Source organism: Pseudofrankia coriaricola, from assembly GCF_032027725.1.
Taxonomy (GTDB): Bacteria; Actinomycetota; Actinomycetes; order Frankiales; family Frankiaceae; genus Pseudofrankia.
On record NZ_JASNFO010000063.1, the window covers coordinates 71,673 to 97,718 of the forward strand.

Sequence of the window (26,046 nt, forward strand, 5' to 3'; positions counted from 1 at the left end):
CTGGCGTGACGTGACCGCTGTGAGGTGGTGAAGTGGCGGCATGCGACCGACTGAGGCTTCTGGACCGGGTGGTGCTGGGGAACCCGGCTGGGACCGAGCGGTGGCCGCCTTCGTGGACCACCTGATCGCGGAGCTGAACCGGTCACCACAGACCGTGCGCGCCTACCGGGCGGATCTCGCGAGCCTGCGGGCACATGCCATCAGGCTGGGAAGGCCGGAGCTTACGGCGCTCGACCTGGCCGTGCTGCGGGGCTGGCTCGCGAGCCTGCGCGCGGACGGCGCCGCGCCGGCCACCCTCGCGCGCAGAGCGTCGGTCGCGCGGGCGTTCTCCGCGTTCGCCGCGCGGCGCGGCCACCTGCCGGAGGATGTCGCGGCCCGGCTGGCCGGTGCGCGCGCGCCGAGGCGGATCCCACGGGTGCTCACCGTGGAGCAGGCACGCACCCTGCTCGCCGGGCCGCCGTCGGGCCCCTCCCCGGCCGCCGACGAGGCTGGCTCTGAGACGCGGGGCGGCGTCGGCGGGCCGCCGGCCGGCGGCCGGGGTTCCTCCCGGATCGGCGAGACGATTCCCGCCGCATCGGACACGGGGCCCCTGCCGGATCGACGACAGGGGCCCAGCCGCATCGGCGAGGCCCGCGGCTGCTCTGGGATCGACGAAGCCCAGGGTCCCTCCCGGATCGGCGAACGCGATCTGGGAGGTGTGTTGGGAGGTCGGCTATCTGGGGGGCCTGCTGGGCGGCCGGCGATCCGGGCGGCCGGCGATCCGGAAGGTCGGTTGGCTGGCGCGCTGCGGATGCGCGACGACGCGGTGCTCGAACTGCTCTACGCCACCGGCGTGCGCGTGTCCGAGCTGTGCGGGCTCGACCTCGACGATGTCGACCATGAACGGCGCCTGCTAAGGGTCACCGGCAAGGGCGACCGGCAACGCGCCGTTCCCTATGGCCTTCCGGCGGCCCGCGCGCTTGCCAGCTGGTTGCGTTCCGGTCGGCCCGAACTCGTCCGAACGTCCTCGAGGGCCTCCCAGCCTGGCTTCGTCGATCCGACAAAAGCCCCCGGGCCCCCGAGCATTCCGAGCACGCCCAGAGCGTCGGCTGGGTCTGCGGCCTCGGCCGGGTCCGCCCATGCCCTGCTGCTCGGCGCCCGTGGCGGTCGACTGGACCCCCGGACCGTGCGGCGGATCCTGGCCGCCCGGCTCGCCGCGACGGGCGGCCCGGATGGCGTGACCCCGCATGGACTGCGGCATTCGGCAGCCACCCACCTGCTCGACGGCGGCGCGGACCTGCGCTCGGTGCAGGAACTGCTCGGCCACGCCAGCCTCGCGACCACCCAGATCTACACCCATGTCACCCCGGAGCGGCTGCGTGCCGCCTTCCAACAGGCCCATCCGCGCGCCTGATCCGGCCAGGGCTCCGCGTGGCGCGACCGCGAAGCCTCCTCGGCCGTTCACCGTCAGCCTGCTCCCATTCCGAGGCTGGTGACGGGGATCGGGCGGGCCACGGGGAGCAGCCGGGGTGGGTCGGGGAGCAGCAGAACAAGCGGGCTGAGGTAGGCGGCACCGCGCAGCAGGCCCCAGTGCAGGCAGGCGTCCTGAGAACAGCCGGGGTGGCCCGTGGCCAGCCGGCCGAGTGGCGTCCCGGCCGTCACCCGCTGGCCCGCGCTGACGAGCACGTCCAGCGGCTCGTACGTGGTCCGCAGCTCGCCGTGGGTCACCGCGACGACGCCTCGCCCCGCGAGGACGCCCGCGTAGCTCACGACCCCGTCCCCGGCCGCCCGCACCATCGCTCCGGCCCGAGTGCGCAGGTCGATGCCGCGGTGCCCGGCACCGTAGGGAGTAGCCGGGGGCTGGAATGGCCGGGCAACTGTCAGCGACCCGTCCAGCGGCGCCCGCCATCTGACCGCGGCGGCCGGCACCGCTCGCCCCTGTGGGACGAGGCCGGAGCCCGGGGGAGTGCCGCCGGGGACGGGGCCGACGGTGCGCTGGCCGTCCGGAACGGGACCAAGGCCGGAGTCCGACCGTGCCGGGCTGGCGGTGGGGCTGGCGCCGTCGGTCTTCCTGCCGCCCGCCTGGCTCGTAACCCGACGGCCGGCGGTGGCCAGGCCGTCGGCGGTGGCCGCGACGCTGGGCTGGCGCTCGACGACGGTGGGCCGCGGCGCCGAGCCGCCCGAATCTGGGGAGGCGACGCTGCTCAGCCGAGGCGCCGCGGCGAGCCGCTCGGCCACGGCGGCCGGTCGGTCGGCGGTGATCTGGCCCGCGGTGGCGGGGCGAGGCCAACCGCCGAGTGCCAGGACGGCGGCCAGGAAGGCGGCGGCGACGAGCGGCGGGATGCGCGGGTCGTGGCTCGGGGCGGGGGCCATGGGAACTCCTGCGGCTCGGCGGGCCTTGGAGCGGCCGGGGGCGGGAGGCGCGGTGTGGAGGACCGGACCCCGCCCCCGGCCGCCGTGCGCCGGCCCGGGGGCGTCGTCGGCCGGCCCGGCACACGATGTGCGCCCCGAACCCGGCGCGCCAGTGCGAGCCCGGCGGCTGTGGACAACCCGGGTCCTGTGGGCAACCGCCGCATAGTTGCCAACCGGACGCCGAGCTGAGGATCCCCGCGAGCGCATCGACCCTCATCTCGGCCGGCCTGGCGGCCGGAGGCGCGGCGGCGCCGAGCAGGCCCTCGGCCGGGCCGAGTATCATCGGCAACGGAGCTCCGCAAGGAGCTCACTTCGCACGCCCGCTCCCGGCGGGCGCGGCAGGCCATGGTCGTCCTGTCGATGTCGTGTCTCGACGTCGTCGGTCGATCACCGACGGCCTCCCGCGCCCCGTCGCCACCCGGTCACTCGGCCGGCGTGGTCGGGAGGGCTCCCTCGGTCCGCCGCGTCGCGGCGGAAGGGGCCTATCGGGCGTCAGGGGTCGCCGGCACCTGCCGCGGCCGACAACCGAGACAATCCGGCCTTGCGTGCCGGACGGGAAGGAGCGGCGGTCATGGCCGTCGTCACGATGAGGCAGCTGCTCGAGAGCGGCGTGCACTTTGGGCACCAGACCAAGCGCTGGAACCCGAAGATGAAGCGCTACATCCTCACCGAGCGCAATGGCATCTACATCATCGACCTGCAGCAGACGCTGTCCTACATCGACCGCGCCTACGACTTCGTCAAGGAGACGGTCGCGCACGGCGGAACGGTGCTGTTCATCGGCACCAAGAAGCAGGCGCAGGAGGCGGTCGAGGAGCAGGCCCGCCGGGTCGGGATGCCGTACGTCAAGGAGCGTTGGCTCGGCGGCATGCTGACCAACTTCTCCACGGTCTACAAGCGCCTGCAGCGGCTCAAGGAGCTCGAGGAGATCGAGCTGACCGGCGGCACCGAGGTGCGTACCAAGAAGGAGCAGCTCGTGCTGAGCCGGGAGAAGGCGAAGCTCGAGCGCACCCTCGGCGGGATCCGGGACATGTCCCGGGTGCCCAGCGCGGTCTGGGTCGTCGACACCAAGAAGGAGCACATCGCCGTCGGGGAGGCGCGCAAGCTCAACATCCCCGTTGTCGCGATCCTGGACACCAACTGTGACCCGGACGAGGTCGACTACCCGATCCCGGGTAACGACGACGCGATCCGCAGTGCCGCGCTGCTCACCCGTGTGGTCGCGGATGCCGTCGGGGCCGGCCTGATGGCCCGCGCCGGCGCGAGCGCCAGCGACGTCAAGCCGGAGCAGATCGCGGCCGACGAGCCGCTGGCCGAGTGGGAGCAGGAGGTCCTGCGCCGTGACGCCGAGGCCCCGGTTGAGGCTCCGGCTGAGGCTCCTGCCGAGACCCCGGTTGAGGCTCCGGCCGAGGTCGCGCAGGACACCGTCGGCTCCTCGGTCTGAGGCTGACGCGGGCGGCTACTTCGCTTGTGCGGGGCTCCGCGTCCCTGCCTGATCGGTATCACCGATCAGGCAGGGAACGGTCCGCGCGACCAGCGGATCGGCGCGGCAGGCGCCCGCGGCAGTTCTGGTCGGTTGGCGTTGCATGCTGGGCGGGCCATCTGCCCAACCAGGAGACGAAGCGGCATGCCCTGACCAGGTACGCCGCGCGAGCCGCCTTACAGGCTCAAGGCGATCGAGGACCGATGCCCTCAGGCTCGTCGCGAGTGCCGGGGAGGGCGGGGCGCCCCGCGCCGGCTCCGGGGCTGCCTTGTGCCAGCGCAACAAGGATGTCGACCGCGGTAGCTGCCCCGCCCGTGGACATCCCCTGAACCGCAATAAGCGCAGGAGGGCGCGAAGCGCCCGACGACGGGCGGGAACGCCCGTCACACCCAGAACGGGACGACAAAGACGATGGCACAGATCACTGCCGGCGAGATCCGCAAGCTCCGTGAAGTAACCGGGGCCGGGATGAGCGATGTCAAGAGGGCGCTCGTCGACCACGACGGCGACTTCGAGAAGGCGAAGGCCTGGCTGCGCGAGAAAGGCCTCGCGGGCGTCGCCAAGCGGTCCGGCCGCTCGACCGCGAACGGCCTGGTCGACTCCTACCTGCATCGCACCGACCCGCAGCTCCCGCCGACCATCGGGGTGCTCGTCGAGCTGCGCTGCGAGACGGACTTCGTGGCCAAGACGGAACAGTTCCAGCAACTCGCCCGCGACATCGCGCAGCACATCGCGGCCGCCGACCCGCTGTACGTGACCGCGGACGCGATCCCGAACGAGGTCGTCGAGCAGGAGCGGCGGATCTATGCGGCCGCCGCCCGCGAGGAGGGCAAGCCGGAGCCCGCGATCACCAAGATCGTCGAGGGCAAGCTGAACGGCTACAGGAAGAGCGTGGCGCTCCTCGACCAGCCGTGGGTGAAGGACGGAAAGATCACCATCGGTGCGCTCGTCGAGGACGCGGGCGCGTCGCTCGGCGAGAAGATCGAGATCGGGCGCTTCGCTCGCTTCAACATCCGCCAGTCATAGGGCAGGCGCCGCGGGATTCGCCCGTTTAGGCATCCTTTGGGACCGGCTCCGGGGTTTCTGGGCAGTGATGCTCGGGAGACAGCCCCGGAGCCGCGTCTGGTTTCGCCTCCTGGTTACTCGGTCGTCGGCGCTTGGCTGGGGCGGTGAACGCGGCCCCGGCCGGAGGCCGACGTTCCCTTCAACGGCGGGCCGCCGACAGAATGGCCCGCCGACTGCCCCGCGTCTCCGGTTGCCCGCCCGTACACGGGCATCAGTCCTACTGAAATGACCGGGCGACCTGCCGCCGGTGGGGCCGGGCCACCAGGGACGGCCCCGGATGGGGCAGACTGGCAGTCAGCGAAGACCTCCGGCCGAACATCACGGCCGCTGGCGCGGCCAAAGGAGGCGCGATGCTCCACGCGCGCACCTCCGGCGGCCCCTGTGGGGAGAGGGCCACCCGTGATCGATCAAGCCGAGGTGGCCACCGGGCCTGAGAGCACCGAGCCCAGGTGGCCGCGTGTCCTGCTCAAGCTGTCTGGTGAGGCGTTCGCCGGCAGCGATCAGCTGGGCATCGACCCCGTGACCATCTCGACGATCGCGCGGCAGGTAGCGCACGTGGCCCGGTCGGGCATCGAGGTCGCGATCGTCGTCGGCGGGGGCAACATGTTCCGGGGCCAGGCACTCGCCGAACGCGGGATGGACCGGGCCAGAGCCGACTACATGGGCATGCTCGGCACGGTCATCAACTGTCTCGCCCTGGCCGACTTCCTTGAGCGTGAAGGCACGGTCACCCGGGTCCAGACGGCGATCGCCATGGGCCAGGTCGCCGAGCCGTACCTGCCGTTGCGCGCCATCCGGCACCTGGAGAAGGGGCGGGTCGTCATCTTCGGAGCCGGTCTCGGCGCGCCGTTCTTCTCGACCGACACCACCGCCGCGCAGCGGGCCCTGGAGGTCAAGGCACAGGCCGTGCTCAAGGCGACGAAGGTGGACGGCGTCTACGACGCCGACCCGCGGACCAACCCGGGCGCGGTGCGCTTTGACACGCTCACCTACGGGGAAGTCCTCACTCGTGGGCTGAAGGTCATGGACGCCACCGCGATCAGCCTCTGCATGGACAACGCGATGCCGATCGTCGTCTTCGACCTGCTGACCGAAGGGAACATCTCGCGCGCCGTGCGGGGTGAGAAGATCGGGACTCTGGTTAGTGTCGACGCCTACGGAACGGAAGGACAGCGGTGATCGACGACACACTCCTCGAGGCCGAGGAGAAGATGGACAAGGCCGTCTCGGTCGCCAAAGAGGATTTCGCCAACATCCGGACGGGCCGGATCACGCCCGCCGTGTTCTCGAAGATCCTCGTCGACTACTACGGCGCGCCCACCCCCGTCCAGCAGCTCGCATCGTTCCACATCCCCGAGCCCCGCATGGTCATTATCACGCCGTATGACAAGTCGTCGCTGGCCGCCGTCGAGAAGGCGATCCGCGACTCCGACCTCGGCGTGAACCCGGGCAACGACGGCTCGATCATCCGTGTGGTCTTCCCGGAGCTCTCCGAGCAGCGGCGGCGTGACCTGGTCAAGGTGGCCCGCGGAAAGGCCGAGGACGCCCGGATCAGCGTCCGCAACGTGCGTCGCCATGCCAAGGAGGCACTGGACCGGATCGTCCGGGACGGCGAGGCCGGCGAGGACGACGGCCGCAGGGCGGAGAAGGACCTGGACGAGGCGACCCACCGCTATGTCGCCCAGATCGACGAGCTACTCAAGGCCAAGGAGTCCGACCTCCTGTCGGTCTGAGCGCTTCCAGCTGGTCTGGGCGGTCCTCAGGCGGCGGTCCTAGCGTTCTCCACGGCCGGGCCGGCCGTCCGGTCAGCCGGCCGGCCAGTCGGGGTCGGCTCCGGGCCGGTCCACGACGGCCGGCGGCGAGCCCCCGCATGGCGCCGAGGGCGACGTGCGGGGATCCGCCGCGAGCGCGGAGCCTCGTTCGGCAGGGCGGCAGGGTCCCCTCCGAATCCACGTGGACGAATCCGAGGGGATGTTCCTCGGCGGCCCCCAGTGGCCCATCATGCCTGGCTGGGGGACGATCCCCCGGACCAACGACGCAAGGTCAGCGAAGGGGCGAGGTGAGCGAAGGTCTGCGCGCCACGGCGCCGGCCGACGGGCTGGGCCACGAATCCGCCCCCGCCGATCCATCGGCGCGGATCCGGACCTCCGAGAACGGCTCCGCCGGTCTCGGAGGGGCCCCGGAGGACCCAGCCTCACGGCTCCGCGTCAGCGGGCCCGTCGGCGAGCCTGTCGCGCCGGCCGCGGCCGACGCGCCGGATGGCGTGGTCGTGAGCCCGCCCGCCGAGGGTGAGCCTTCCCCTCAGAACCATGTGGGGCAGGCGGATCAAACCGGCCCCGCCGACGAGCCGGCCCGGCCCGCCCGCCGGCGGATCCGGGCTGGCCGCAACCTGCCGGCGGCCATCGCCGTCGGCGCCGTGCTCGGTGCGCTGATCCTGGTGCCGCTGTTCACGCTCAAGGCCGGGTTCGTCGGCGTCATCAGCCTTGCCGTCGCGATCGGCACCTTCGAGGTCGTGCGGGCGCTGCGGCTCGCGGGGCTGCGGCCGCCGCTGGCACCGCTGGTCGCCGGCGCGGTGGCGATGCCGATCGCCGCCTACGCCGGCGGGCCCGGGGCGCTGGTCGGCTCGCTCGCGCTCACCGTGCTGCTCGCCGTTGCGGTCCGGGCCGTCGGCGAGCCGGCGGGGCTGCCGGCCGACCTGGCAGCCACGATCTTCGCCGCCGTCTATGTCGGGTTCGCCGCCGGCTTCGCGGCGCTGCTCACCGCGCCGGCCGACGGCAGCTGGCGGGTGGTGGCCTTCCTCGGGACGGTCGTCGCCAGCGACATCGGTGGCTACACCGCCGGCGTGCTCTCCGGCGGGCGCCACAAGCTCGCGCCGTCGGTCTCACCGGGCAAGTCCTGGGAAGGTTTCGCCGGCTCCGCCCTCGCCTGCGTCGTGGTGGCGAGCGTGGTCGTCGGCTGGCCGCTCGGCGGGCACGTCTGGCAGGGGGTTCTCCTTGGGCTCGCCGTCGTGTGCACCGCCACGGTCGGCGACCTCGGCGAGTCGCTGCTCAAACGCGACATCGGCATCAAGGACATGGGCAACCTGCTGCCCGGTCACGGCGGGGTCATGGACCGGCTCGACTCCCTGCTGTGCACCGCGCCGGTCGCCTGGCTGCTCATCAACTCCTTCCTGCCACCGAGCTGACCGCCGCCCGGTCCCGACCCGCGTTGCCCGCCCTCGCGGGCCGCGGGCGGCCGGGAGGGCACCGCCTTGTCTCGGGATATCCTTGCTTCTGCCTTGGCCGTATCCCTGCTTCTGCCTCGAGCTGCCCGCGGGGTCCCCGGGGTTCCTGCCGGATCCGGGGTCCCTGCCCGATTGGCGAAGCCAATCGGGGAGGTCTGGAAGCCGATCTGGGAGGTCTGCGATCTGTCTGCCTAGCCAGATCTGGGGTGAGCCTGCGGACCAGCACCGGGTAGCGCATTGGCAGATCGGTGGGGAAGGAGGGGCTATGACAGCCATCAGCGCCGGAACCGGCCATGCCGGCAGGACCGATGGTCCAGCCGGGCGGGCGGTGGGCCTCACCGTCACGCCTCGTCGGGTGAAGCCACCACGGCACCTGGCCGACCTCTCCCGCGACGAGCGCCGCGCCGCCGCGGTCGAGCTCGGTCAGCCGGCCTTCCGGGCCGACCAGCTCGCCCGGCACTACTTCGCCCGGCTCGCCGCGCCCGGCGACACGGCCGGCATGACCGACCTGCCGACCGCCGCCCGCGACGTGCTGGCCGACGCGCTGCTGCCGAGGCTGCTGACCGCCGGCGGGACGCTCACCTGCGACAACGGCGCGACCCGCAAGACCGCGTGGCGCACCGTCGACGGCGCGACCATCGAGTCGGTGCTGATGCGCTACCCGGACCGGGCGACCGTGTGCGTCTCCAGCCAGGCCGGCTGCGGCATGGGCTGCCCGTTCTGCGCGACCGGCCAGGGCGGGCTCACGCGCAACCTGACGGTCGCCGAGATCGTCGAACAGGTCGTGGACGCCGCCAGGGTGCTGCGCCGCGGCGAGCTGCCCGGTGATGATGGGCATCCCGGCCAGGCGGGGCGCGAGGCTGACTCCTCGTCGGGCTCCGGGAGGCCGCGGGACCGACTGTCCAACGTGGTGTTCATGGGCATGGGCGAGCCGCTCGCGAACTACCGGACGCTGGTCACCGCGCTGCGCCGGATCAGCGACCCGGCCCCGGACGGCCTGGGGATCTCCGCCCGCGCGCTCACCGTCTCCACGGTCGGCCTCGTCCCGGCGATCGGCAGGCTCGCCCGCGAGGGGCTGCCGGTGCGGCTCGCGGTCTCCCTGCACGCTCCCGACGACGAGCTGCGCGACACCCTCGTCCCGATCAACACCCGCTGGAAGGTGGCCGAGGTGCTCGACGCCGCCTGGGAGTACGCGTCGCTGACGGGACGGCGGGTGAGCATTGAGTACGCCCTCATCGACGGGGTCAACGACCAGCCCGAGCGGGCCGATCTGCTCGCTCGGCGCCTCGCCGGGCGACCCGTGCACGTCAACCTGATCCCGCTCAACCCGACCCGGGGATCGAGCTGGCACGCCAGCGCCGCGGCAGCCGAGCGGGAGTTCGTCGCTCGGCTGCGCGCCCGCGGGATCACCACGACGGTCCGTGACACCCGCGGGCGCGAGATCGCGGCCGCCTGCGGCCAACTCGCCGCTGACGACGCCGCCAGCCCCCGCCGCGCGGGCGACGCCGCTCCGGGCGTCACCGACAACCTTGAGGGCGTCCTGGGCCTCGACGACGCCGACGTGGGCCGTGGCCTTCAATAACCCGTCGTCCAGGGCCGGTGCCGCCGGCCGTGGCGGTGCCGCCAGCCGCGGTGGCGCCGCTGGCAGGGGTGGCGCCGCTGGCGGGGGCGGCGGCGCAGGCCGGGCCGGCGACGTCTCGGCCCGTCGGGTTTCGGCGCGTTCCTCGACCGGTCGTGGCCTGGCCAGCCGCCTTGAGCCCGGCGCGCGCGATGCCACCCCCGGACGGGGGCATCGTGCCTCCGGGGCGCGGCGCGGGCAGGCCGCGCGCCGCGGCGGCCTGCTGGCGGGCACGTCCAGGAGCACGACCCTGGTACCGATCGCCGCCGCCGCCATCGTGCTCCTGATGCTGCTCTGGTACGCGCTCGCGCGCGGCCCGGCCGACTCGCCGGGCGGGGCGGGGGAGAACATCGCCGCCGCCGCGCGGGCGGGCCTTCCCGATGACGCCGCGGGGACGGCCGCCGACGGGAACGGCGACGGCGACGCGACGGTCGTCGCGGCCACCCCCGGTCCGAGCGGCTGCCAGACCGGCAAGACACTTCGGGCGGGCGTGACCACCGAGACCGTCACCGTCGGCTCGACGAAGCGCAGCTACCTGCTCGCGGTCCCGCCCGCCGCCGCCGGCGACACCCAGCCGCGGCCGCTGATCCTCAACTTCCATGCCGACGGCCAGGCGCCCACCGACCAGGAGGCCTACACCGGGCTGGCGGGCGAGGCGACGAAGCGCGGCTACGTCGTCGTCGACCCGGCCGGGGTCAACAACCGGTGGAACTTCATCCGGTCGAGCGCCGTCGGGCCGGACGACGTCGCGTTCGTCGCCGCGCTGCTGAACGACGTGCGCGGCCGGGGCTGCCTTGCCGACGGCCGGGTCTTCGCCTCCGGGTTCGGGGACGGCGCCGACATGGCGGTGGCCGCGAGCTGCGCGCTGCCCGGGCGGATCGCGGCGATCGTCTCCGTTGCCGGCAGCACGGTGCCGGCCAGTTGCGCGAAGTCGGTCACGAACCTTCTCGAGGTCCATGGCGCGGCCGACCAGATTGCTCCCTGGGACGGAGGTGGCGCGCCGCGGGCCGCCCCGTTCACCGGGGTCACCGCGCAGCCGGTGCCCGAACGCCTCGGCCGCTATGCCCAGGCCGTCGGCTGTTCCGCCGCGCCCAAGGCACAGCCCCTGCCAGGGCTGGGCCAGCTGACCGCCTGGACCTGCGACGGCAAACCCGACGTCGGCGCCCTGTCGGTCACCGGCGGCGGGCATACCTGGCCCCAGGCGGAGGCGCGCCCCGAGCTCGGCCCGACCGCGACGTCGTTCAGCGCGACGGTGGTCAGCCTTCTCTACTTCCAGGCCCACCCGGTGGTTGGCTCGGTCGTCTCGGCGGACTCCCCAAGCATCGGTGACTCCCTGGGCCGCGCCCTCGCCGGCGGCTGAGCGGTCTCACCCCGATCCCGCCGCGCCCGGTCCTGAGGGGTTCGTGCCCGGCGCGGGCCGGGTGGGAATCGACGGTTCGCGGCACCTGTGAGCCTGATCCGGGCAGGTTCACGGTGCGGCAGCCGTCCGCGTGTCCGAGGCTGTTCCCGAGCTCGTCACTTCTGCTTCAGGTTGTTCACGGCGTCCTCGCCGACTGGCTACGGAATGGAACGAACGCCGAACCCGGCGGCGCGGGCCGAGACGTCACCAGCCAGTCGGCGGGCGCGGGGTGTCATGAACCGAACAGGGGTGAACCGAACAGGCCGTCGTCGGGCCGCGGACGAGCCTGCGACAATGGGGTGGTGTCGCAGCCACGGGTCGTTCGTGAGGTCGTTCTGCTCGGGTCGACGGGATCGATCGGAACTCAGGCGATCGACGTAGTCCAGCGCAACCCGGACAAGTTCCGCGTCGTCGGTCTGCTCGGCGGCGGCGGGCGGGTGGACCTGCTCGCGCAGCAGGCCCTCGACCTGGGTGTCGAGGTGGTCGGTGTGGCGGCCGCGTCCGCCGCGCAGGATCTCCAGCTGGCCTTCTACGCCGAGGCCGCCAAGCGTGGCTACCGCCGCGGTGGGTTCGCGGTCCCGAAGATCCTCGCCGGCCCCGAGGCCGCCATCGAGATCGCCGCCTGGCAGTCGGACATCGTCCTCAACGGCATCACCGGCTCGGTCGGCCTCGCGCCGACGCTGTCGGCGCTCGCCGCCGGCCGGACGGTGGCGCTCGCCAACAAGGAGTCCCTGGTCGCCGGCGGGCCGCTGGTGCTCGACGCGCTCGGGGGCAACCCGGACCGGCTGATCCCGGTGGACTCCGAGCACTCGGCGCTCGCGCAGTGCCTGCGCGGGGGCCGGCGCGACGAGGTGCGCCGGCTGGTGCTGACCGCCAGCGGCGGCCCGTTCCGTGGCAAGCGCCGTGAGGAGCTCGCCGCTGTCACCCGTGAGCAGGCTCTGGCCCACCCGACCTGGGACATGGGCCCGTTCGTCACGATCAATTCGGCCACCCTGATGAACAAGGGGCTGGAACTGATCGAGGCGCACCTGTTCTTCGGCGTGCCCTACGACGACATCGCCGTGGTCGTGCACCCGCAGTCGCTGGTGCACTCGATGGTCGAGTTCTACGACGGCTCGACGATCGCCCAGGTGTCGCCGCCGGACATGCGGCTGCCGATCGCGCTCGCGCTCGGCTGGCCCGACCGGGTGCCCGAGGCGCAACGCCCGATGGACTGGACCACCGCCCAGAACCTGACGTTCTTCCCGCTTGACGACGAGGCGTTCCCCGCCGTCGGGCTCGCCCGCGAGTCGGGCAAGCGAGGCGGGACAGCGCCAGCGGTGTTCAACGCGGCGAACGAGGAGGCGGTCGGAGCCTTCCTCGCCGGGAAGCTGCCGTTCGTCCGGATCGTCGACATCGTCGCCGAGGTCCTCTCGGCGCACGAGGTGATCGAGAAGCCCTCGCTCGACGAGGTCTTCGCCACCGAGCGCGAGGCGCGGGCCGCCGCCGGCCGCCTCATCGAACGCGCGGTGGCCGACGAAGGCTCGGTGGTGTCACGGTGATGGCCTTGGGCATCGTCGCCTTCGCGGTGGCGCTGCTGGTCTCGGTCTGCCTGCACGAGGCGGGGCACTTCTTCACGGCCCGCCACTACGGGATGAAGGCGTCCCGGTTCTTCGTCGGCTTCGGCCCGACCGTGTGGTCGCGCAAGCGCGGCGAGACGGAGTACGGCCTCAAGCTGGTCCCCGCCGGCGGGTTCGTGAAGATCGAGGGGATGACCCCCCTCGAGGAGATCGACCCGAACGACGTTCCGCGGGCGTTCTACAACAAGCCGGCGCGAGCCCGGCTCGTGGTGATGTCGGCCGGCTCGGTCGTGCACTTCATTATCGCCATTCTGCTGATCTACGTCGTCCTGTTGGCCCTGGGCGCGCCGGCGAAGGTGAGCGAGAACAAGATCGGCGCGACCAGCTGCGTGTCGACGAGCGACCAGTGCTCGGGCGATGGACCCGCGGCCGCCGCCGGCATGAAGGTCGGCGACCGGGTGCTGTCCTTCGACGGCGTGCGGGTCACGAGCTGGAAGCAGTTCACCCAGCTCGTGCGTGACCACGGCGCGGGCGCCGCGACCGTGGTCGTCGACCGGGACGGCAAGCAGGTCACCCTGCGCCCGGACCTCGTGCAGGTGCTGCGCAACCGGCAGACCGGCGCGGCGGGGACCGACCCGGTCGGGGCTCTCGGCGTGAAGCCGGGCTTTGACTCCGAGCGCTATGGCCCGATTGCGGCGATCCCGCGCACCGGTGAGGTCATCTGGTCCGGCGTCACCGGGATGTACGACACGCTGACCCACCGTCTCGACGAACTGGGCAACCTGTTCAGCGACAACCGTGACCCCGCCGGTTTCGTCAGCGTCGTGGGCGCGGCCCGCATCGGCGGTGACGTCGTCGCCGCGCCGGACAGCTCCTGGCCAGACCGGATCCGAAACTTCCTGGTCCTGGTGGCGGCGATCAACCTGGCCGTCGGGATCTTCAATCTGCTGCCGTTGCTGCCGCTCGACGGCGGCCACATCGCCGTCCTCGCGTTCGAGCAGACGCGGCACGGCCTGCGGCGCCTGCGTGGCTACCGTGGCCCCGTACAGCGGGTGGACTTCGTCAAGCTGTTACCAGCAACGTACGCGACGGTCGTCGTATTGCTCGGGTTCAGCCTGCTTATCCTGTCCGCCGACATCGTCAACCCGATCCATCCGTAGTGATCCGCGAGGCGCGCCGCTCCGGGCATCGGTCTGTCGTGCGCGCAACCGCATACCCATCCCAGTGAGGACAACGTGACCGTTACTCTGGGCATGCCACAGGCTCCGGCTCGTCCGCTCGGCAAGCGCCGGGTGAGCCGGCAGATCAAGGTCGGCAGCGTCCTGGTCGGCGGGGACGCGCCGGTCTCGGTGCAGTCGATGTGTACCACCCTGACCGCCGACGTGAACGCGACGCTGCAACAGATCGCGGAGCTCACGGCGTCGGGCTGCCAGATCGTCCGGGTCGCCGTGCCTAGCCAGGACGACGCCGACGCGCTCGCCGCTATCGCCCGCAAGTCGCCGATCCCGGTGATCGCCGACATCCACTTCCAGCCGAAGTACGTCTTCGCCGCGATCGACGCGGGCTGCGCCGCGGTCCGGGTGAACCCGGGCAACATCAAGGCGTTCGACGACAAGATCGGCGAGATCGCCCGCCGGGCCTCGGCGGCCGGCATCCCGATCCGCATCGGCGTCAACGCTGGTTCGCTCGACAAGCGGCTGCTCGCCAAGTACGGCAAGGCCACGCCGGAGGCGCTGACCGAGTCGGCGCTGTGGGAGTGCTCGCTGTTCGAGGAGCACGACTTCCGGGACATCAAGATCTCCGTCAAGCACCACGACCCGGTCGTCATGATCCAGGCCTACCGGATGCTGGCGGAGCGCTGCGACTACCCGCTGCACCTGGGTGTCACCGAGGCCGGCCCGCAGTTCCAGGGCACGATCAAGTCGGCCGTCGCGTTCGGGGCGCTGCTCGCCGAGGGCATCGGCGACACCCTGCGGGTGTCGCTGTCGGCCCCGCCGGTCGAGGAGGTCAAGGTCGGCACGGCGATCCTCGAGTCGCTCGGCCTGCGTGACCGGCGGCTCGAGATCGTCTCCTGCCCGTCCTGCGGGCGCGCCCAGGTCGACGTCTACACGCTGGCCAACCAGGTCGCCGCCGGTCTGGAGGGCATGGAGGTGCCGCTGCGCGTGGCCGTCATGGGCTGCGTCGTCAACGGCCCCGGCGAGGCCCGCGAGGCCGACCTCGGCGTCGCCTCCGGCAACGGCAAGGGCCAGATCTTCGTCCGCGGCGAGGTCGTCAAGACCGTGCCCGAGGCGCAGATCGTCGAGACCCTGATCGAAGAGGCCATGCGCCTCGCCGAGGAGATGGAGACCGCGGGCGTCGCCTCCGGCGAGCCCTCCGTCTCCGTCGGCTAGCCGCGGATCATGATGCCGGATGGGTCTGCCACTACGGTCTAGCCCGGTCCGGCTGCTCGACGACCGCGACCTGCCCGCGGTCCGCCAGCTGCTGGCCCGGGACCCGGTCACCGACGTGTTCGTCGCGTCCCGGGTGGAGGCCTGTGGGCTTGACCCATGGCGGCTGGGCGCGGAGGTGTGGGGGCACATCGTCGACGGCAGGATCGCGGCGCTGTGTTATTCGGGTGCGAACCTGTGGCCGGTCGGCGCGGGTGCCGCGTCCGTTCGGCTGTTCGCCGAGCGGGCGCGCCGTGCCGGCCGGCGCTGCTCGTCGATCGTCGGCGAGGCGAGCTCGGTGGGCCAGCTGTGGCGGAGCCTGGAACCCTCCTGGGGCCCGGCGCGCGAGGTGCGAAGCGAACAGCCGTTACTGGTCATCGACTCCCCGCCGCTGATCGCTCCCGACCCGCTCGTCCGGCTGGTGCGCCCGGACGAGCTGGACATCCTGATGCCCGCGAGCATCGCGATGTTCACCGAGGAAATCGGCGTGTCGCCGATCCTCGCCGACGGCGGCGCGCTCTACCGCGCCCGCGTCGCGGAGTTCGTCGGGCAGCGCCGCTCGTTCGCGCACATCGAGGACGGGCGGGTGCTGTTCAAGGCCGAGATCGGCGCGATCGCCGGCGGGGTGAGCCAGGTGCAGGGCGTCTGGGTCGCGCCGGAGCTGCGCGGGCGCGGGCTCGGCGCCGCCGGCACGGCGAGCGTCGTGGCGCTCGCGCAGGCGATGTACGCGCCGGTCGTCAGCCTGTACGTCAACGACTTCAACCTGCCCGCCCGCCGCGCCTACGAGCGGGTGGGCTTCCGCCGCGTCGGCACCTTCGCCTCGATCCTGTTTTAGATCTTCGCCTCCGGCGGGCGTCTGCTGACCTGTATTCTCGATAAAGCCCATCGGGAAAACGGAAAATTTGTTGCTGGTCTGTGTTGCGGATGCAACAAGCTGTTGGTCATGGTCCGTCCCATCTGGCATGCTGGCGTTCCCGACAAGTCCGATCGACTTACGGGTCCGTTGTGGTGTGCAAGTCCGGGGAGGAACAGGCATGAAGCCGAGGAGGCTGTGGCGCCATGGTGCGCCCCTGATCGCTGCTGGCGCGGCGCTCGCGCTGGCGGTGACCGCCTGCGGCGGTGACTCCGGGGGAAGCGACGACTCCGGGGCGAGCGCCGGCGCCGGTCCGAACGCGGGCCAGTCGATCGCGATCGTCGGGTACTCGGTGCCCAAGCCTGCCTACGAGGCGCTGCAGGACGCGTTCGTCAAGACCGACGCCGGCAAGGGCGTGAAGTTCTCGGAGACCTTCGGGGCGAGCGGTACCGTCAGCAAGTCGGTGGCCAGTGGGCAGAAGGCCGACTTTGTGACCTTTTCGCTTGATCCGGACATGACTCGCCTGGTGCCGAAGTTCGTAGCCGAGAACTGGAACGCGGACAGTACGAAGGGCCAGATCTCGAACTCGGTCGTGGTGATCGCGGTGCGCAAGGGGAACCCGCTGCACATCACCGGCTGGGATGATCTGATCAAGCCGGACGTGAAGATCGTCACGCCGGATCCGGCCTCGTCCGGCTCGGCGAAGTGGAACATCCTGGCGGCCTACACCCACACCCTCGCCGAGGGCGGCACGGACGCGCAGGCCCAGGAGTACCTCACCTCCTTCTTCAAGAACGTCGTGAGCAAGCCCGCGAGCGGCGCGGACGCGACCACCACGTTCACCCAGGGCACCGGTGACGTGCTGATCTCCTACGAGAACGAGGCGATCGGGGCCCGGCAGAAGGGCGTCGACATCGACTACGTCATCCCCAAGGAGACGTTCCTGATCGAGAACCCGGCCGCGGTGACCGTGTCCGCCTCGCCGGCGGCCAAGGCGTTCCTGGAGTACGCCAAGAGTGACGAGGGTCAGGCGATCTTCGCCAGCCATGGCTTCCGTCCGACCGACAAGAACGCGACCGTCGGCACCGTCGAGGGCGCGAACGACCCCTCCAAGCCGTTCCCGACGGTGGAGAAGCTGACCGCCATCACGGACCTGGGTGGCTGGAGCAAGGTCAACAAGGAGTTCTTCGACGCCGACAACGGCGTCGTCACGAAGATCGAGAACGCTACCGGATGAGCACGGTGGTGGAGCCGGCGACGGCGGCTTCACCGGCTCGCACCCGGGCCGCGCGGGACGCCTCCGGCGCCGCGCGGCTCGGGGTCGGGTCGGGGCTTGGGCTCGGCATGGCGGTCCTGTGGCTGAGCCTGCTGGTGCTGATCCCCTTGGCGGCGGTCGTCGCCCGGGGGTTCACTGGCGGGTGGAGTGGCTTCTGGGACAACATCACCGACCCCAGTGCCGTGAGAGCGCTGCGCCTTACCGTGGTCAGCTCGCTGCTGGTGGCCGCGATCAACGCGGTGATGGGGACGTTGCTGGCGTGGGTGCTGGTGCGCGACCCGTTCCCCGGCAGGCGGCTCGTCGACCTGATCATCGACATCCCGTTCGCGCTGCCGACCATCGTCGCGGGGCTGGTGCTGCTCGCCGTGTACGGCACCGACAGCCCGGTCGGGATCCATCTGCTCGGCACTCAGCGGGCGATCGTGCTCGGGCTGCTCTTCGTGACGCTCCCGTTCGCGGTGCGGTCGGTCCAGCCAGTCCTCATGGCGCTGGACCGCGAGGTCGAGCAGGCAGCCGCCTGCCTCGGCGCGTCGCCGTTCACGATCTTCCGGCGAGTGGTGCTGCCGCTGCTGCTGCCGGCGATCGCGTCGGGGGCGACGCTGGCATTCGCCCGGGCGATGGGCGAGTACGGCTCGGTGCTGCTGATCTCAGGCGGGCTCAGCCGTACCAAGGTGTCCTCGATGTACGCCTACCAGAAGATCGAGAACTTCGACTTCCCCGCGGCCGCGGCGACCGCGACCGTCCTGCTGGCGGTCAGCCTGCTCGTGATCGTCGGCCTGGACCTGCTGCAGCGCGCGGCGGCCCGCCGTGGGTAACCGCCGTTCCGCCACCAGGCTGGTCCAGCGCACCATCGCGTTGCTCTACGTCGCGGTCCTGGTGCTGGTCCCGCTGGTGGTCGTTACCTGGAAGACGGTGAGCCCCGGGCCGTCGGCCTTCTGGTCGGCCATCAGCTCCCAGCAGGCGGTGACCGCGTTCCGGCTGACCGCGGAGATCGCGCTGGCCTCGGTCGCGCTCAACGCCGTGTTCGGAGTGGGCCTCGGGCTGCTGATCACCCGCTACCGCTTCCCAGGGCGCCGGCTGCTCAGCGCGCTTGCCGACCTGCCGCTCTCGGTCTCGCCGATCGTGGTGGGCCTCGCGCTGGTGCTGGTCTACGGCCCGGTCGACGGCTGGTTCGGCGGCACCCTGCACAGCGCCGGGATCGAGATCATCTTTTCGCTGCCCGGCATGATCCTCGCGACGACCTTCGTCTCGTTCCCGCTGGTCCTGCGTGAGGTGGTCCCCGTCCTCGCGGAGGAGGGGATCGAACAGGAGCAGGCCGCCCGGGTGCTGGGCGCCAACGCCTGGCAGCGCTTCCTGCGGATCACGCTGCCGGTCATCCGGCCCGCGCTGCTGTACGGGATCGTGCTGAGCCTGGCCCGCTCGATCGGTGAGTACGGCGCCGTGCTCGTGGTGTCCGGCAACGTCAGCGGCGAGAACCAGACCCAGACCGTGCCGCTGCTGGTCGGCGAGCGGGTCCAGCAGCTCGAACCAGGGGCCTTCCAGCTGGCGTTCCTGCTCATCGTCGTCACCGTGCTCGTCATCGTGCTCGTGTTCCTCCGCCGGCGCGAGAGCGAGTCGAAGCACAGCGAGCCGCCGGCCGTGGTGCCGGACGACCTCGCCCTATCGGCCGACCCCGCGCCGGCCGCCCTCGCGCTGAACAACGTCGCGTCGAACAAAGTCGCACAGGAAAAAGGTGGGCTCAGGTGAGCATCGAGGTCAGCTCGGTCGGCAAGCGGTTCGGCAGCTTCGTCGCGCTCGACGACGTCGACCTGACCGTGGCCGACGGTCGCCTGACCGCGCTGCTGGGGCCGAGCGGTGGCGGCAAGTCCACGCTGCTGCGCATCATCGGCGGCCTGGAGCAGCCGGACTCGGGCACGGTGCGGATCAACGGGAAGGACGCCACCCGGGTCCCGCCGCAGCGCCGCAACGTGGGCTTCGTGTTCCAGCACTACGCGGCCTTCAAGCACCTGACGGTCTACCGCAACGTCGCCTTCGGCCTGGAGATCCGCAAGCGTCCCAAGGCCGAAATACGCGCGCGGGTGCAGGAACTGCTGGCCCTGGTCCACCTCGAGCAGTTCGCGGACCGGCTGCCCGAGCAGCTCTCCGGCGGGCAGCGCCAGCGCATGGCACTGGCCCGCGCCCTCGCGGTCGAGCCGACCGTGCTCCTGCTCGACGAGCCGTTCGGCGCCCTGGACGCCCAGGTCCGCAAGGAGTTGCGCGACTGGCTGCGCCGCCTGCACGACGAGGTGCACGTCACCACGATCTTCGTCACCCACGACCAGGAGGAGGCACTCGAGGTCGCCGACGAGCTCGTCGTCATCAACCAGGGCCGCATCGAGCAGGTCGGCACCCCCGCCGACGTCTACGACAAGCCCGCGAACGACTTCGTGATGGGCTTCCTCGGCCCCGTCACCCGCCTCGCCGGCCGGCTGGTCCGCCCGCACGACCTGGAGATCCTGACCTCCGAGGCCCCCGACACCACACCCGCCGAGGTCACCGGCCTGCAGCGCATCGGTTTCGAGGTCCGGCTCACGTTGGACGCCGGGGCCGAGCAGCCCTGGGCGCAGCTCACCCGCGGGCAGGCCGAGGACCTCCGCCTCGCGATCGGCCAACACGTGTGGATCCGCGCCACCCGCTGAGGGAACCGACCGCCGGCGGCGGTGTGGCCGGTAGCTGGGTGCCGTGGCCGGCGGCTGTGCGGACGCCGCCGTCCATCCGTCAGGGCTCCTCCTGGCGCTGGATGCGGGCGGCCTTTGACGCGGGGCCGACGGGTGCCGGCGGATCAGGCACCGGGCCCGCGTCCGCGAGGCAGGTCCAGCACCGAACCTGCTGGGGACACCCGCCATGGGCGTGATCGCCGGCTACCCGGCAAGATGGTGGTATGCAGATCTCCGCGCGCGCCGACTACGCCCTGCGCGCACTGCTGACGCTGGCCGCCAGCGACGGCGGCCTCGTCAAGGGCGAGACGCTTGCCTCGGCGCAGGACCTGCCGCTGCGGTTCCTCGAGAACATCCTGACCGACCTGCGACGCAGCGGCCTGGTGACCAGCAGGCGCGGAGCCGACGGCGGTTACCAGCTCGCCAGGCCGGCTCACGAGATCGACGTGGCGACCGTGATCAGGGTCACCGACGGGCCGCTGGCCGGCGTGCGTGGGCGCCGGCCGGAGGAGGTCACGTACGACGGCGCGGCCAAGAACCTGCAGGACGTCTGGATCGCCGTCCGGGTGAGCCTGCGTCAGGTGCTTGAGGCCGTGACCCTCGCCGACATCGCGAGCGGTGACCTTCCGGAGATCGTCCGCGAGCGCGGCAGGGCGCCCGGCGCCTGGGCCAGGCGCTGACGGAACAGGGAGCCGCGGGTCAGGAGCCGTGGGTCAGAGGCGGCCGGGGAGCGCCTTGACCGCCGTCCCGGGGCTCACGTCGGCGGTGAGCCGGGCGCGCTGGGCACGTAGGGCCGCCTGCGCGAGTGCGTCGACGATGAGCTCGCGGGCCTTGCCGGTGACCAGGCCGACGGCGTCGTAGGAGCTCGCCGCGGTCCGGTCGTCCAGCTCGGCGAGCAGCGTGAGCGCGGCCCCCACACTGGCCGGGCTCACCGGCAGCGTGTACGCGGGCTGCGCCGCCGGCGGCTTCGCGCCCGCGTCCAGGAGCAGCGCGGTCAGCGCGTCGCGCAGCTGCCGGTGCGCCGTGAAGGCGGCGGTGGCGAGGCCGCGGGCGTCACGCGCGCTCGCGCCCAGCGGCGCGAGCGCCCCGCCGGCGGAGGCCGCTCCGTACACCGCCGCGTGCTCGACCGCCACCAGCGCCGACAGCGCGGTGACGGCGCGCGCATCCAGCGCCGCGATGGGCGAGCCCTTGGCGCTGGGCGCGGTCGCCGGCCGGCTGGTCGCCACCATCGTGCCTGTCTGTCTTCCTCGTCGGCTGGGGCCAGAGTCGGCCGGATCGGTGCGGGTCTGGGGTAGATCGATGAGTCTTGCTCACCCAGCGGAGCCGGCCAGGGAGAGCAGGTCGGCATGGCAGGACTCCGCCGCGCGCAGGCTCGCCAGCAGCGGGGCGAGCCCACCCGTCGCGGCGAGGCAGCCCGCGCGATGTTCGTCGGCCGCCGCGCGTTCGGAGGTGGCGAGCTCGGCCAGCGCGCTGGCCCTCGCCGCCGGCGAGTCGTCCGCGCCGGGCTGTGGGCCGGCGCTCCCGGGCAGCGAGGTGCCCGCGGCGGGGGCCGTCGCGGCGCCCGACGGGGTGGCCGGGGCCGAGGCGGACGGACTGCCGCCCGAGGTCACCGTGCCGTCCGGGGTCGCGGTCGCCAGGGCCGGCACCTGCGTCGCGAGGGCGGCCAGGTGCTGCGCGTGGTGCGCCCGCAGGCCACCCAGCAGCGCGGCGAGCGCGGGGTGGCGAGCGATCGCGGCGTCATAGTCGACCAGGAGGTCCCGCTCGGCGCGGGCGGCGGCCTGCGCGGCCGCGAGGTCGACCGGCGGTGGCGCGGGGGTGCCTGCCGGCCGTGACTCGCTGCAGCCGGCGGCCGTCACCAGCCCCGCCGCGGCCACCCCCGCCGCCGGCAGCGCGAGCACGGCCCGCCTGGACGGCGCGCCGCGCACGCCGACCCCACCCATGCCGCCCCCAGCCACGCCTCGCAGCCAATCACACGTCGGTGCCATGAGCATGGCCCCCGTGCACCGCCGGGGCGCTTGCCGGCCGGAGGGTGGATACGTCCCTGCGCCGCAAAGCGCCGACCACGGTCAGGCCGCGATTGGAGCCCCACCGCGACGGACGTAGGCTATGGATCTCGGAAGATGCCTGAAGCCTCGCCGATAGCCGTCTTGACCATCATCCCTGCTCGCATGACGCAGCGGGCATGGTGGGGTGGGCTGTTCGGGCGGGAACCGTGTGGCGTTGCCCGCGCGCGGGGCATGCCAGTGGTGGGTGCTGGTCGATATCTGGTCGGCAGGTGGAATTCGCGGAAAGGACTGGGTGACGTGGCACGGGACGCGGGCCGTACTGGCCGCCGGCCGCCGAGCGGCTCGGCGCGGCCTGGGAAGGCCGCGTACACCGACGCCGGGGCTGGGCAGCAGGGTTCCGGCCAGCCCGCGGCGGCCGCGGACCGGACCTCCCAGATCGCCGACCTCCCAGATCCGCTTCGCGGATCCGGCAGGAACCCTGCCGCCGATCCGGCAGGAACCCCGAGCACGGCGGCGCTGCGGGCCGCGGTCAGCGAACGGCTCACCCCCGCGCTTGCCGAGGCCGGTTTCGACCTGGAGGACCTGAACCTGTCGCGCGCGGGCTCGCGCAGTGTGCTGCGGGTCGCGGTCGATCGTGACGGCGGCGTCGACCTGGACGCGGTCGCGGATGCCAGCCGGCTGATCTCCGACCTGCTCGACCGCGTGGCCGACGAGGCGGGCCTCGTCGGCGCGTACGTGCTGGAGGTGACCTCGCCTGGCGTCGACCGGCCGCTCACCCAGCCGCGGCACTGGCTGCGGGCGCGTGGCCGCCTGGTCGAGGCCAGCCGCGCGGACGGCACCGTGGTGGTGGGCCGGGTGCTCGGCGCCGACGACGACGGTGTGGACCTCGCCGTGGCCGCCGGCGCCGCGCGGCGCGGGCGTCCCGTGCGGACTCAGCTCGAGCGGTTGCGCTTCGCCGACGTGGCCCGCGCGGTCGTGCAGATCGAGTTCGGCCACGCCGACGTCCCCCGTGCCGCCTCCGCCGACGCAGGTCGGTCCGGGACGGGAGAGGGGCGCCCGGAGGCCGGGGCGAGTGGGGACGTCGACGACCGTGACGACGAGCTCGGCGGTGACGACGAGGTGGGCGAGGACGAGGGGCCAGGCGAGGACGAGGACCTGGCCGGCGCCGACGACGTCTGGGATGACGAGGACGAGGATCTCGACGAGGACGACGGGAATGACGACGGCGGCTGGGACGACGGCCCGAGAGGGCTCGGACAGGACGCGCCCGCGGGCGGCCCAGCCACCGGCAACGACCTGGGAGGGGCTCGGCGGGGGCGAGCCGGCGGAGGTCATGAGGACAGCGGCCCAAGCCCAGGTGAGGAGACAGACCGGTGAAAATCAGCGTCGCCGAGCTGCGCGGGATCGAACGGGAGTACGACCTCTCCTTCGAGACCCTGGTCGAGGCGATCGAGACCGCGTTGCTCAAGGCCTACCAGCACACCCACGGCGCGCACGCCGCCGGTTCGGCCGATGAGGCCCCGGCCGCCGACGCCCGGGTGGTGGTCGACCGCCAGACCGGTGAGGTGACCGTGCTGGCGAAGGAGACCCGGGAGGATGGCACGGCCCGGGAGTGGGACGACACTCCCGCGGACTTCGGCAGGATCGCCCAGATGACCGCCAAGCAGGTCATCATGCAGCGCCTGCGGGAGGCCAAGCAGGAGGTCACCTACGGCCAGTACGCCGACCGCGAGCACGAGATCGTCTCCGGTGTGGTGCAGCACCACGAGCAGCGCGCCGGCTCGAGGGTGGTGCTCGTCGACCTCGGCACCGTCGAGGGTGTGCTGCCGCCGGCGGAGCAGGTCCCCGGCGAGCGCCTGGAGCACGGCGACCGCATCAAGTGCTACGTGGTGCACGTCGCACGGGGGCCGCACGGCGCGGCCGTCACGCTCTCGCGGACCCACCCCGAGCTGGTGAAGGGCCTGTTCCGGCTGGAGGTCCCGGAGGTCGCCGACGGCACCGTGGAGATCGCGGCGATCGCCCGCGAGGCCGGGCACCGCAGCAAGATCGCGGTTCGCTCGAAGGTCGCGGGGGTGAACCCCAAGGGAGCCTGCATCGGACCGATGGGCAGCCGGGTGCGCGCCGTGATGGCCGAGCTGCACGGCGAGAAGATCGACATCGTCGACTGGTCCGCCGACCCGGCCACGTTCGTCGGCAGCGCGCTCTCGCCCGCCCGGGTGTCGCGCGTCGAGGTGACCGACCTCGCCGGCCGCTCGGCGCGGGTGACCGTGCCGGACTACCAGCTCTCACTCGCCATCGGCCGTGAGGGCCAGAACGCCCGGCTTGCCGCGCGGCTGACCAGTTGGCGGATCGACATCCACTCCGACACGGAAGGTGACAATGGTGGCGCCGGGCGACGCCCCGCGGACCCGCCGCGCCGGGCCGGAGCCGGGCCGGCGGACCTGCGGCGATCCGACGCCGCGACCTCCGCTGGGGGGGCACCCGGACGGCGCTCGCCTGCCACGGGCGGGCAGCCCAGGGGCGCAACGGGATAGACTCTCCGTGGCGCGCCGTGCGGAGCCGCACATCGCTGGTGCCACGACTGCTGTCGTGCGTACCTGTGTTGGTTGCCGGACCCGGGCGGCGCGGTCCGACCTGCTGCGTATCGTCGTGGTGGATGGCGAACTTCTGCCGGACACGCGCCGTCGTATGCCTGGCCGGGGAGCGCACGTGCACCCCGACATGGCATGCCTTGATCTCGCGGAGCGCCGTCGTGCGTTCCCGCGAGCGTTGCGGGTACCCGGTCCGCTCGGTCTCGAGCGGGTCCGGGCTCACGTCCGGCAGGTCCATGGTTCCGCGCGGGACGATGGCGGGCCCGGACGTTGTTAGCCAGGGGGTGGTGCGCCTAGGCGCGCTGCCCTGAGCAGGAGGGTGGGGGAGTGCCCCACCCGATGGGGGCGTCGCCGGATAGACGCCGGATGACGCCGACAGGAAGCAGGTCGAGAGCGATGACCGCGCAATGAGCACGCAGCCATGATCGCGACCAGCAGGTAACGAGGTCACGCGGGCGCTGAACCGCGGGCCGAACGAAGGAGCACCGTGGTAGGTAAGGCCCGCGTACACGAGCTCGCGAAGGAGCTCGGCGTCGACAGCAAGACCGTGCTTGGCACGTTGAAGGAAATGGGCGAGTTCGTGAAGTCCGCCTCGTCCACCGTCGAAGCGCCCGTTGTGCGCAAGCTCAAGGAGCGGCTCGGCGGCGAGGGTGAGGCTCCGCCCGCCCGTTCGGCTGGTCGCGCCGTTCCCGGTCCGGCCGGCAACGGCGCCCGTCCAGGCGCCGGCCCCCGTCCTGTGCCCGGTCCGGCTCCGGCCCGTCCAGGCCCGGGGCCGCGTCCAGGCCCCGCGAACGGCCGTCCCGGCCCGGCGGCCCGTCCGGCGAGCCCCGTAGCCGGCGTGTCTGGCGCCGGTGCCCCGCTGCCGCCGCCCGGCCGCCCGTCCGTCGGCGGCCCGGCTGTCGTCGGCGGCCCGCCCGCCGGTGGTGCCGGCGCACCGGTCGTGCCCGCCCGTCCGGAGGCCGCGCCGCGTCCCGAGGTGGCGCGCCCAGCCGCCGCGGCGGCTTCGGCCGCGCCTCAGTCCCCGTCGCAGGCCGGGCCGCGTCCCGGCCCGCGCCCTGCCTCACCCGCTCCCTCCGGGGCGCGTCCGCCGCGCTCAGGTGGTCCCTCCGCGCCCGGCGGTCCCGCCGGCCCGGGGGCTCCCGGAACCGTGCAGGCGGCCGGCGGTCCCTCCGCCGCGCCCAGCCGGCCCGGTGGCGGTCCCCGGCCCGGCCCGCGTCCCGGCCCCCGGCCGGCTGGGCCTGGCAACAACCCGTACACAACGCCTGGTTCCGCCGCCGCCGCCGGCCCGCGTCCCGGGCCGCCGTCGGCGCCCGGCGACCGGCGAACTGGCGCGCCGCGCCCTGGCGGCGCTCCCGGCGCTCCGCGCTCGGGCGGCCCTGGTGGCCCGCGCCCGAGTCCCGGCGGCATGCCGCCGCGGCCGGGTGGCAGCGGCGGCCCGCGCCCGGCGGGTGGCGGCATGC

24 protein-coding genes are annotated in these 26,046 nt (G+C 72.9%); 21 read left to right on the forward strand and 3 right to left on the reverse strand.

Going from position 1 to position 26,046, the window contains the following annotated elements; genetic code table 11:
• The first annotated feature begins 100 nt into the window (after positions 1-100).
• Positions 101-1,393, forward strand: a complete 1,293-nt coding sequence (locus QOZ89_RS29980; RefSeq protein WP_071050561.1) for a tyrosine-type recombinase/integrase — start codon at positions 101-103, stop codon at positions 1,391-1,393.
• 53 nt (positions 1,394-1,446) lie between these two features.
• Here the strand turns inward: QOZ89_RS29980 and QOZ89_RS29985 are convergent, their stop codons facing one another.
• Entirely contained in the window at positions 1,447-2,352 is a 906-nt protein-coding gene (locus QOZ89_RS29985) for a peptidoglycan DD-metalloendopeptidase family protein (protein WP_071050560.1), read from the reverse strand.
• Between the two features lie 610 nt (positions 2,353-2,962).
• On the opposite strand from QOZ89_RS29985, the gene rpsB reads away from it, so the two are divergent.
• The 16 genes from rpsB (at position 2,963) to QOZ89_RS30065 (ending at position 20,669) form a co-directional block, all read left to right on the forward strand.
• Complete coding sequence (gene rpsB / locus QOZ89_RS29990) at positions 2,963-3,835, forward strand: 30S ribosomal protein S2 (protein ID WP_071050559.1); 873 nt, start codon at positions 2,963-2,965, stop codon at positions 3,833-3,835.
• A 450-nt stretch (positions 3,836-4,285) separates the two neighbouring features.
• Positions 4,286-4,900, forward strand: a complete 615-nt coding sequence (locus tag QOZ89_RS29995) for a translation elongation factor Ts (RefSeq protein WP_071050558.1) — start codon at positions 4,286-4,288, stop codon at positions 4,898-4,900.
• Between the two features lie 438 nt (positions 4,901-5,338).
• Complete coding sequence (pyrH, locus tag QOZ89_RS30000; protein ID WP_071050557.1) at positions 5,339-6,118, forward strand: UMP kinase; 780 nt, start codon at positions 5,339-5,341, stop codon at positions 6,116-6,118.
• A complete protein-coding gene (gene frr, locus QOZ89_RS30005) occupies positions 6,115-6,672 on the forward strand; it encodes a ribosome recycling factor (protein ID WP_071050556.1) in 558 nt (185 codons plus the stop codon). The genes pyrH and frr overlap by 4 nt, the downstream gene beginning before the upstream one ends.
• Before the next feature lie 326 nt (positions 6,673-6,998).
• A complete protein-coding gene (locus QOZ89_RS30010; protein WP_241841943.1) occupies positions 6,999-8,123 on the forward strand; it encodes a phosphatidate cytidylyltransferase in 1,125 nt (374 codons plus the stop codon).
• 304 nt (positions 8,124-8,427) lie between these two features.
• Entirely contained in the window at positions 8,428-9,744 is a 1,317-nt protein-coding gene (gene rlmN / locus QOZ89_RS30015; RefSeq protein ID WP_312626882.1) for a dual-specificity RNA methyltransferase RlmN, read from the forward strand.
• Positions 9,731-11,140: a CE1 family esterase gene (locus tag QOZ89_RS30020; protein ID WP_312626884.1), complete on the forward strand. Its 1,410-nt coding sequence runs from the start codon at positions 9,731-9,733 to the stop codon at positions 11,138-11,140. Before rlmN ends, QOZ89_RS30020 begins: the two co-directional genes overlap by 14 nt.
• A 341-nt stretch (positions 11,141-11,481) precedes the next feature.
• Complete coding sequence (dxr, locus tag QOZ89_RS30025) at positions 11,482-12,720, forward strand: 1-deoxy-D-xylulose-5-phosphate reductoisomerase (RefSeq protein ID WP_071050640.1); 1,239 nt, start codon at positions 11,482-11,484, stop codon at positions 12,718-12,720.
• Positions 12,720-13,898 carry a M50 family metallopeptidase gene (locus QOZ89_RS30030; RefSeq protein ID WP_071050554.1) on the forward strand — a complete coding sequence of 393 codons (1,179 nt, stop codon included), beginning with the start codon at positions 12,720-12,722 and terminating at the stop codon, positions 13,896-13,898. The genes dxr and QOZ89_RS30030 overlap by 1 nt, the downstream gene beginning before the upstream one ends.
• A 75-nt stretch (positions 13,899-13,973) precedes the next feature.
• Positions 13,974-15,128: a flavodoxin-dependent (E)-4-hydroxy-3-methylbut-2-enyl-diphosphate synthase gene (gene ispG, locus QOZ89_RS30035; protein ID WP_071050553.1), complete on the forward strand. Its 1,155-nt coding sequence runs from the start codon at positions 13,974-13,976 to the stop codon at positions 15,126-15,128.
• A gap of 19 nt (positions 15,129-15,147) precedes the next feature.
• The gene (locus QOZ89_RS30040) at positions 15,148-15,999 is read left to right on the forward strand and encodes a GNAT family N-acetyltransferase (protein ID WP_071050552.1); all 852 of its coding nucleotides are present in this window, start codon (positions 15,148-15,150) and stop codon (positions 15,997-15,999) included.
• A gap of 199 nt (positions 16,000-16,198) precedes the next feature.
• Entirely contained in the window at positions 16,199-17,254 is a 1,056-nt protein-coding gene (locus QOZ89_RS30045; RefSeq protein ID WP_071050551.1) for a sulfate ABC transporter substrate-binding protein, read from the forward strand.
• The gene (gene cysT, locus QOZ89_RS30050) at positions 17,251-18,108 is read left to right on the forward strand and encodes a sulfate ABC transporter permease subunit CysT (RefSeq protein ID WP_312626893.1); all 858 of its coding nucleotides are present in this window, start codon (positions 17,251-17,253) and stop codon (positions 18,106-18,108) included. Before QOZ89_RS30045 ends, cysT begins: the two co-directional genes overlap by 4 nt.
• Entirely contained in the window at positions 18,101-19,039 is a 939-nt protein-coding gene (locus QOZ89_RS30055) for a sulfate ABC transporter permease subunit (RefSeq protein WP_312626895.1), read from the forward strand. Before cysT ends, QOZ89_RS30055 begins: the two co-directional genes overlap by 8 nt.
• Positions 19,036-19,971, forward strand: coding sequence for a sulfate/molybdate ABC transporter ATP-binding protein (locus tag QOZ89_RS30060; protein ID WP_071050549.1), 936 nt, complete (start codon positions 19,036-19,038; stop codon positions 19,969-19,971). The genes QOZ89_RS30055 and QOZ89_RS30060 overlap by 4 nt, the downstream gene beginning before the upstream one ends.
• Before the next feature lie 242 nt (positions 19,972-20,213).
• A complete protein-coding gene (locus tag QOZ89_RS30065; RefSeq protein ID WP_071050548.1) occupies positions 20,214-20,669 on the forward strand; it encodes an RrF2 family transcriptional regulator in 456 nt (151 codons plus the stop codon).
• A gap of 33 nt (positions 20,670-20,702) precedes the next feature.
• Here QOZ89_RS30065 and QOZ89_RS30070 read toward each other — a convergent pair whose 3' ends face one another.
• Positions 20,703-21,218, reverse strand: a complete 516-nt coding sequence (locus tag QOZ89_RS30070; RefSeq protein WP_083419086.1) for a DUF4439 domain-containing protein — start codon at positions 21,216-21,218, stop codon at positions 20,703-20,705.
• Positions 21,219-21,299: 81 nt separating this feature from the next.
• Positions 21,300-21,929 (reverse strand): hypothetical protein, encoded by a 630-nt coding sequence (locus QOZ89_RS30075; RefSeq protein WP_071050547.1) that lies wholly within the window; start codon positions 21,927-21,929, stop codon positions 21,300-21,302.
• Between the two features lie 363 nt (positions 21,930-22,292).
• Between QOZ89_RS30075 and rimP the strand changes: the two genes are divergently transcribed.
• From rimP to QOZ89_RS30095, 4 genes are all read left to right on the forward strand, one after another.
• Positions 22,293-23,372 (forward strand): ribosome maturation factor RimP, encoded by a 1,080-nt coding sequence (gene rimP / locus QOZ89_RS30080; RefSeq protein WP_071050546.1) that lies wholly within the window; start codon positions 22,293-22,295, stop codon positions 23,370-23,372.
• Positions 23,369-24,529: a transcription termination factor NusA gene (nusA, locus tag QOZ89_RS30085; protein WP_071050545.1), complete on the forward strand. Its 1,161-nt coding sequence runs from the start codon at positions 23,369-23,371 to the stop codon at positions 24,527-24,529. Before rimP ends, nusA begins: the two co-directional genes overlap by 4 nt.
• A 55-nt stretch (positions 24,530-24,584) precedes the next feature.
• The gene (locus QOZ89_RS30090; RefSeq protein WP_312626903.1) at positions 24,585-24,863 is read left to right on the forward strand and encodes a YlxR family protein; all 279 of its coding nucleotides are present in this window, start codon (positions 24,585-24,587) and stop codon (positions 24,861-24,863) included.
• 210 nt (positions 24,864-25,073) lie between these two features.
• On the forward strand, positions 25,074-26,046 hold a 973-nt coding region (locus tag QOZ89_RS30095), incomplete at its 3' end, for a translation initiation factor IF-2 N-terminal domain-containing protein (protein WP_312626905.1).

What these genes read in the sequence shown, in the direction of transcription:
- rlmN (WP_312626882.1), top strand. Translation starts at nt 8,428, where the DNA reads ATGACAGCCATCAGCGCCGGAACCGGCCATGCCGGCAGGACCGATGGT.
- cysT (WP_312626893.1), top strand. Translation starts at nt 17,251, where the DNA reads ATGAGCACGGTGGTGGAGCCGGCGACGGCGGCTTCACCGGCTCGCACC.
- QOZ89_RS30040 (WP_071050552.1), top strand. Translation starts at nt 15,148, where the DNA reads ATGGGTCTGCCACTACGGTCTAGCCCGGTCCGGCTGCTCGACGACCGC.
- QOZ89_RS30045 (WP_071050551.1), top strand. Translation starts at nt 16,199, where the DNA reads ATGAAGCCGAGGAGGCTGTGGCGCCATGGTGCGCCCCTGATCGCTGCT.
- QOZ89_RS29995 (WP_071050558.1), top strand. Translation starts at nt 4,286, where the DNA reads ATGGCACAGATCACTGCCGGCGAGATCCGCAAGCTCCGTGAAGTAACC.
- QOZ89_RS30030 (WP_071050554.1), top strand. Translation starts at nt 12,720, where the DNA reads ATGGCCTTGGGCATCGTCGCCTTCGCGGTGGCGCTGCTGGTCTCGGTC.
- rpsB (WP_071050559.1), top strand. Translation starts at nt 2,963, where the DNA reads ATGGCCGTCGTCACGATGAGGCAGCTGCTCGAGAGCGGCGTGCACTTT.
- QOZ89_RS30070 (WP_083419086.1), bottom strand. Translation starts at nt 21,218, where the DNA reads ATGGTGGCGACCAGCCGGCCGGCGACCGCGCCCAGCGCCAAGGGCTCG.
- QOZ89_RS30075 (WP_071050547.1), bottom strand. Translation starts at nt 21,929, where the DNA reads ATGGGTGGGGTCGGCGTGCGCGGCGCGCCGTCCAGGCGGGCCGTGCTC.
- QOZ89_RS30065 (WP_071050548.1), top strand. Translation starts at nt 20,214, where the DNA reads ATGCAGATCTCCGCGCGCGCCGACTACGCCCTGCGCGCACTGCTGACG.
- QOZ89_RS29985 (WP_071050560.1), bottom strand. Translation starts at nt 2,352, where the DNA reads ATGGCCCCCGCCCCGAGCCACGACCCGCGCATCCCGCCGCTCGTCGCC.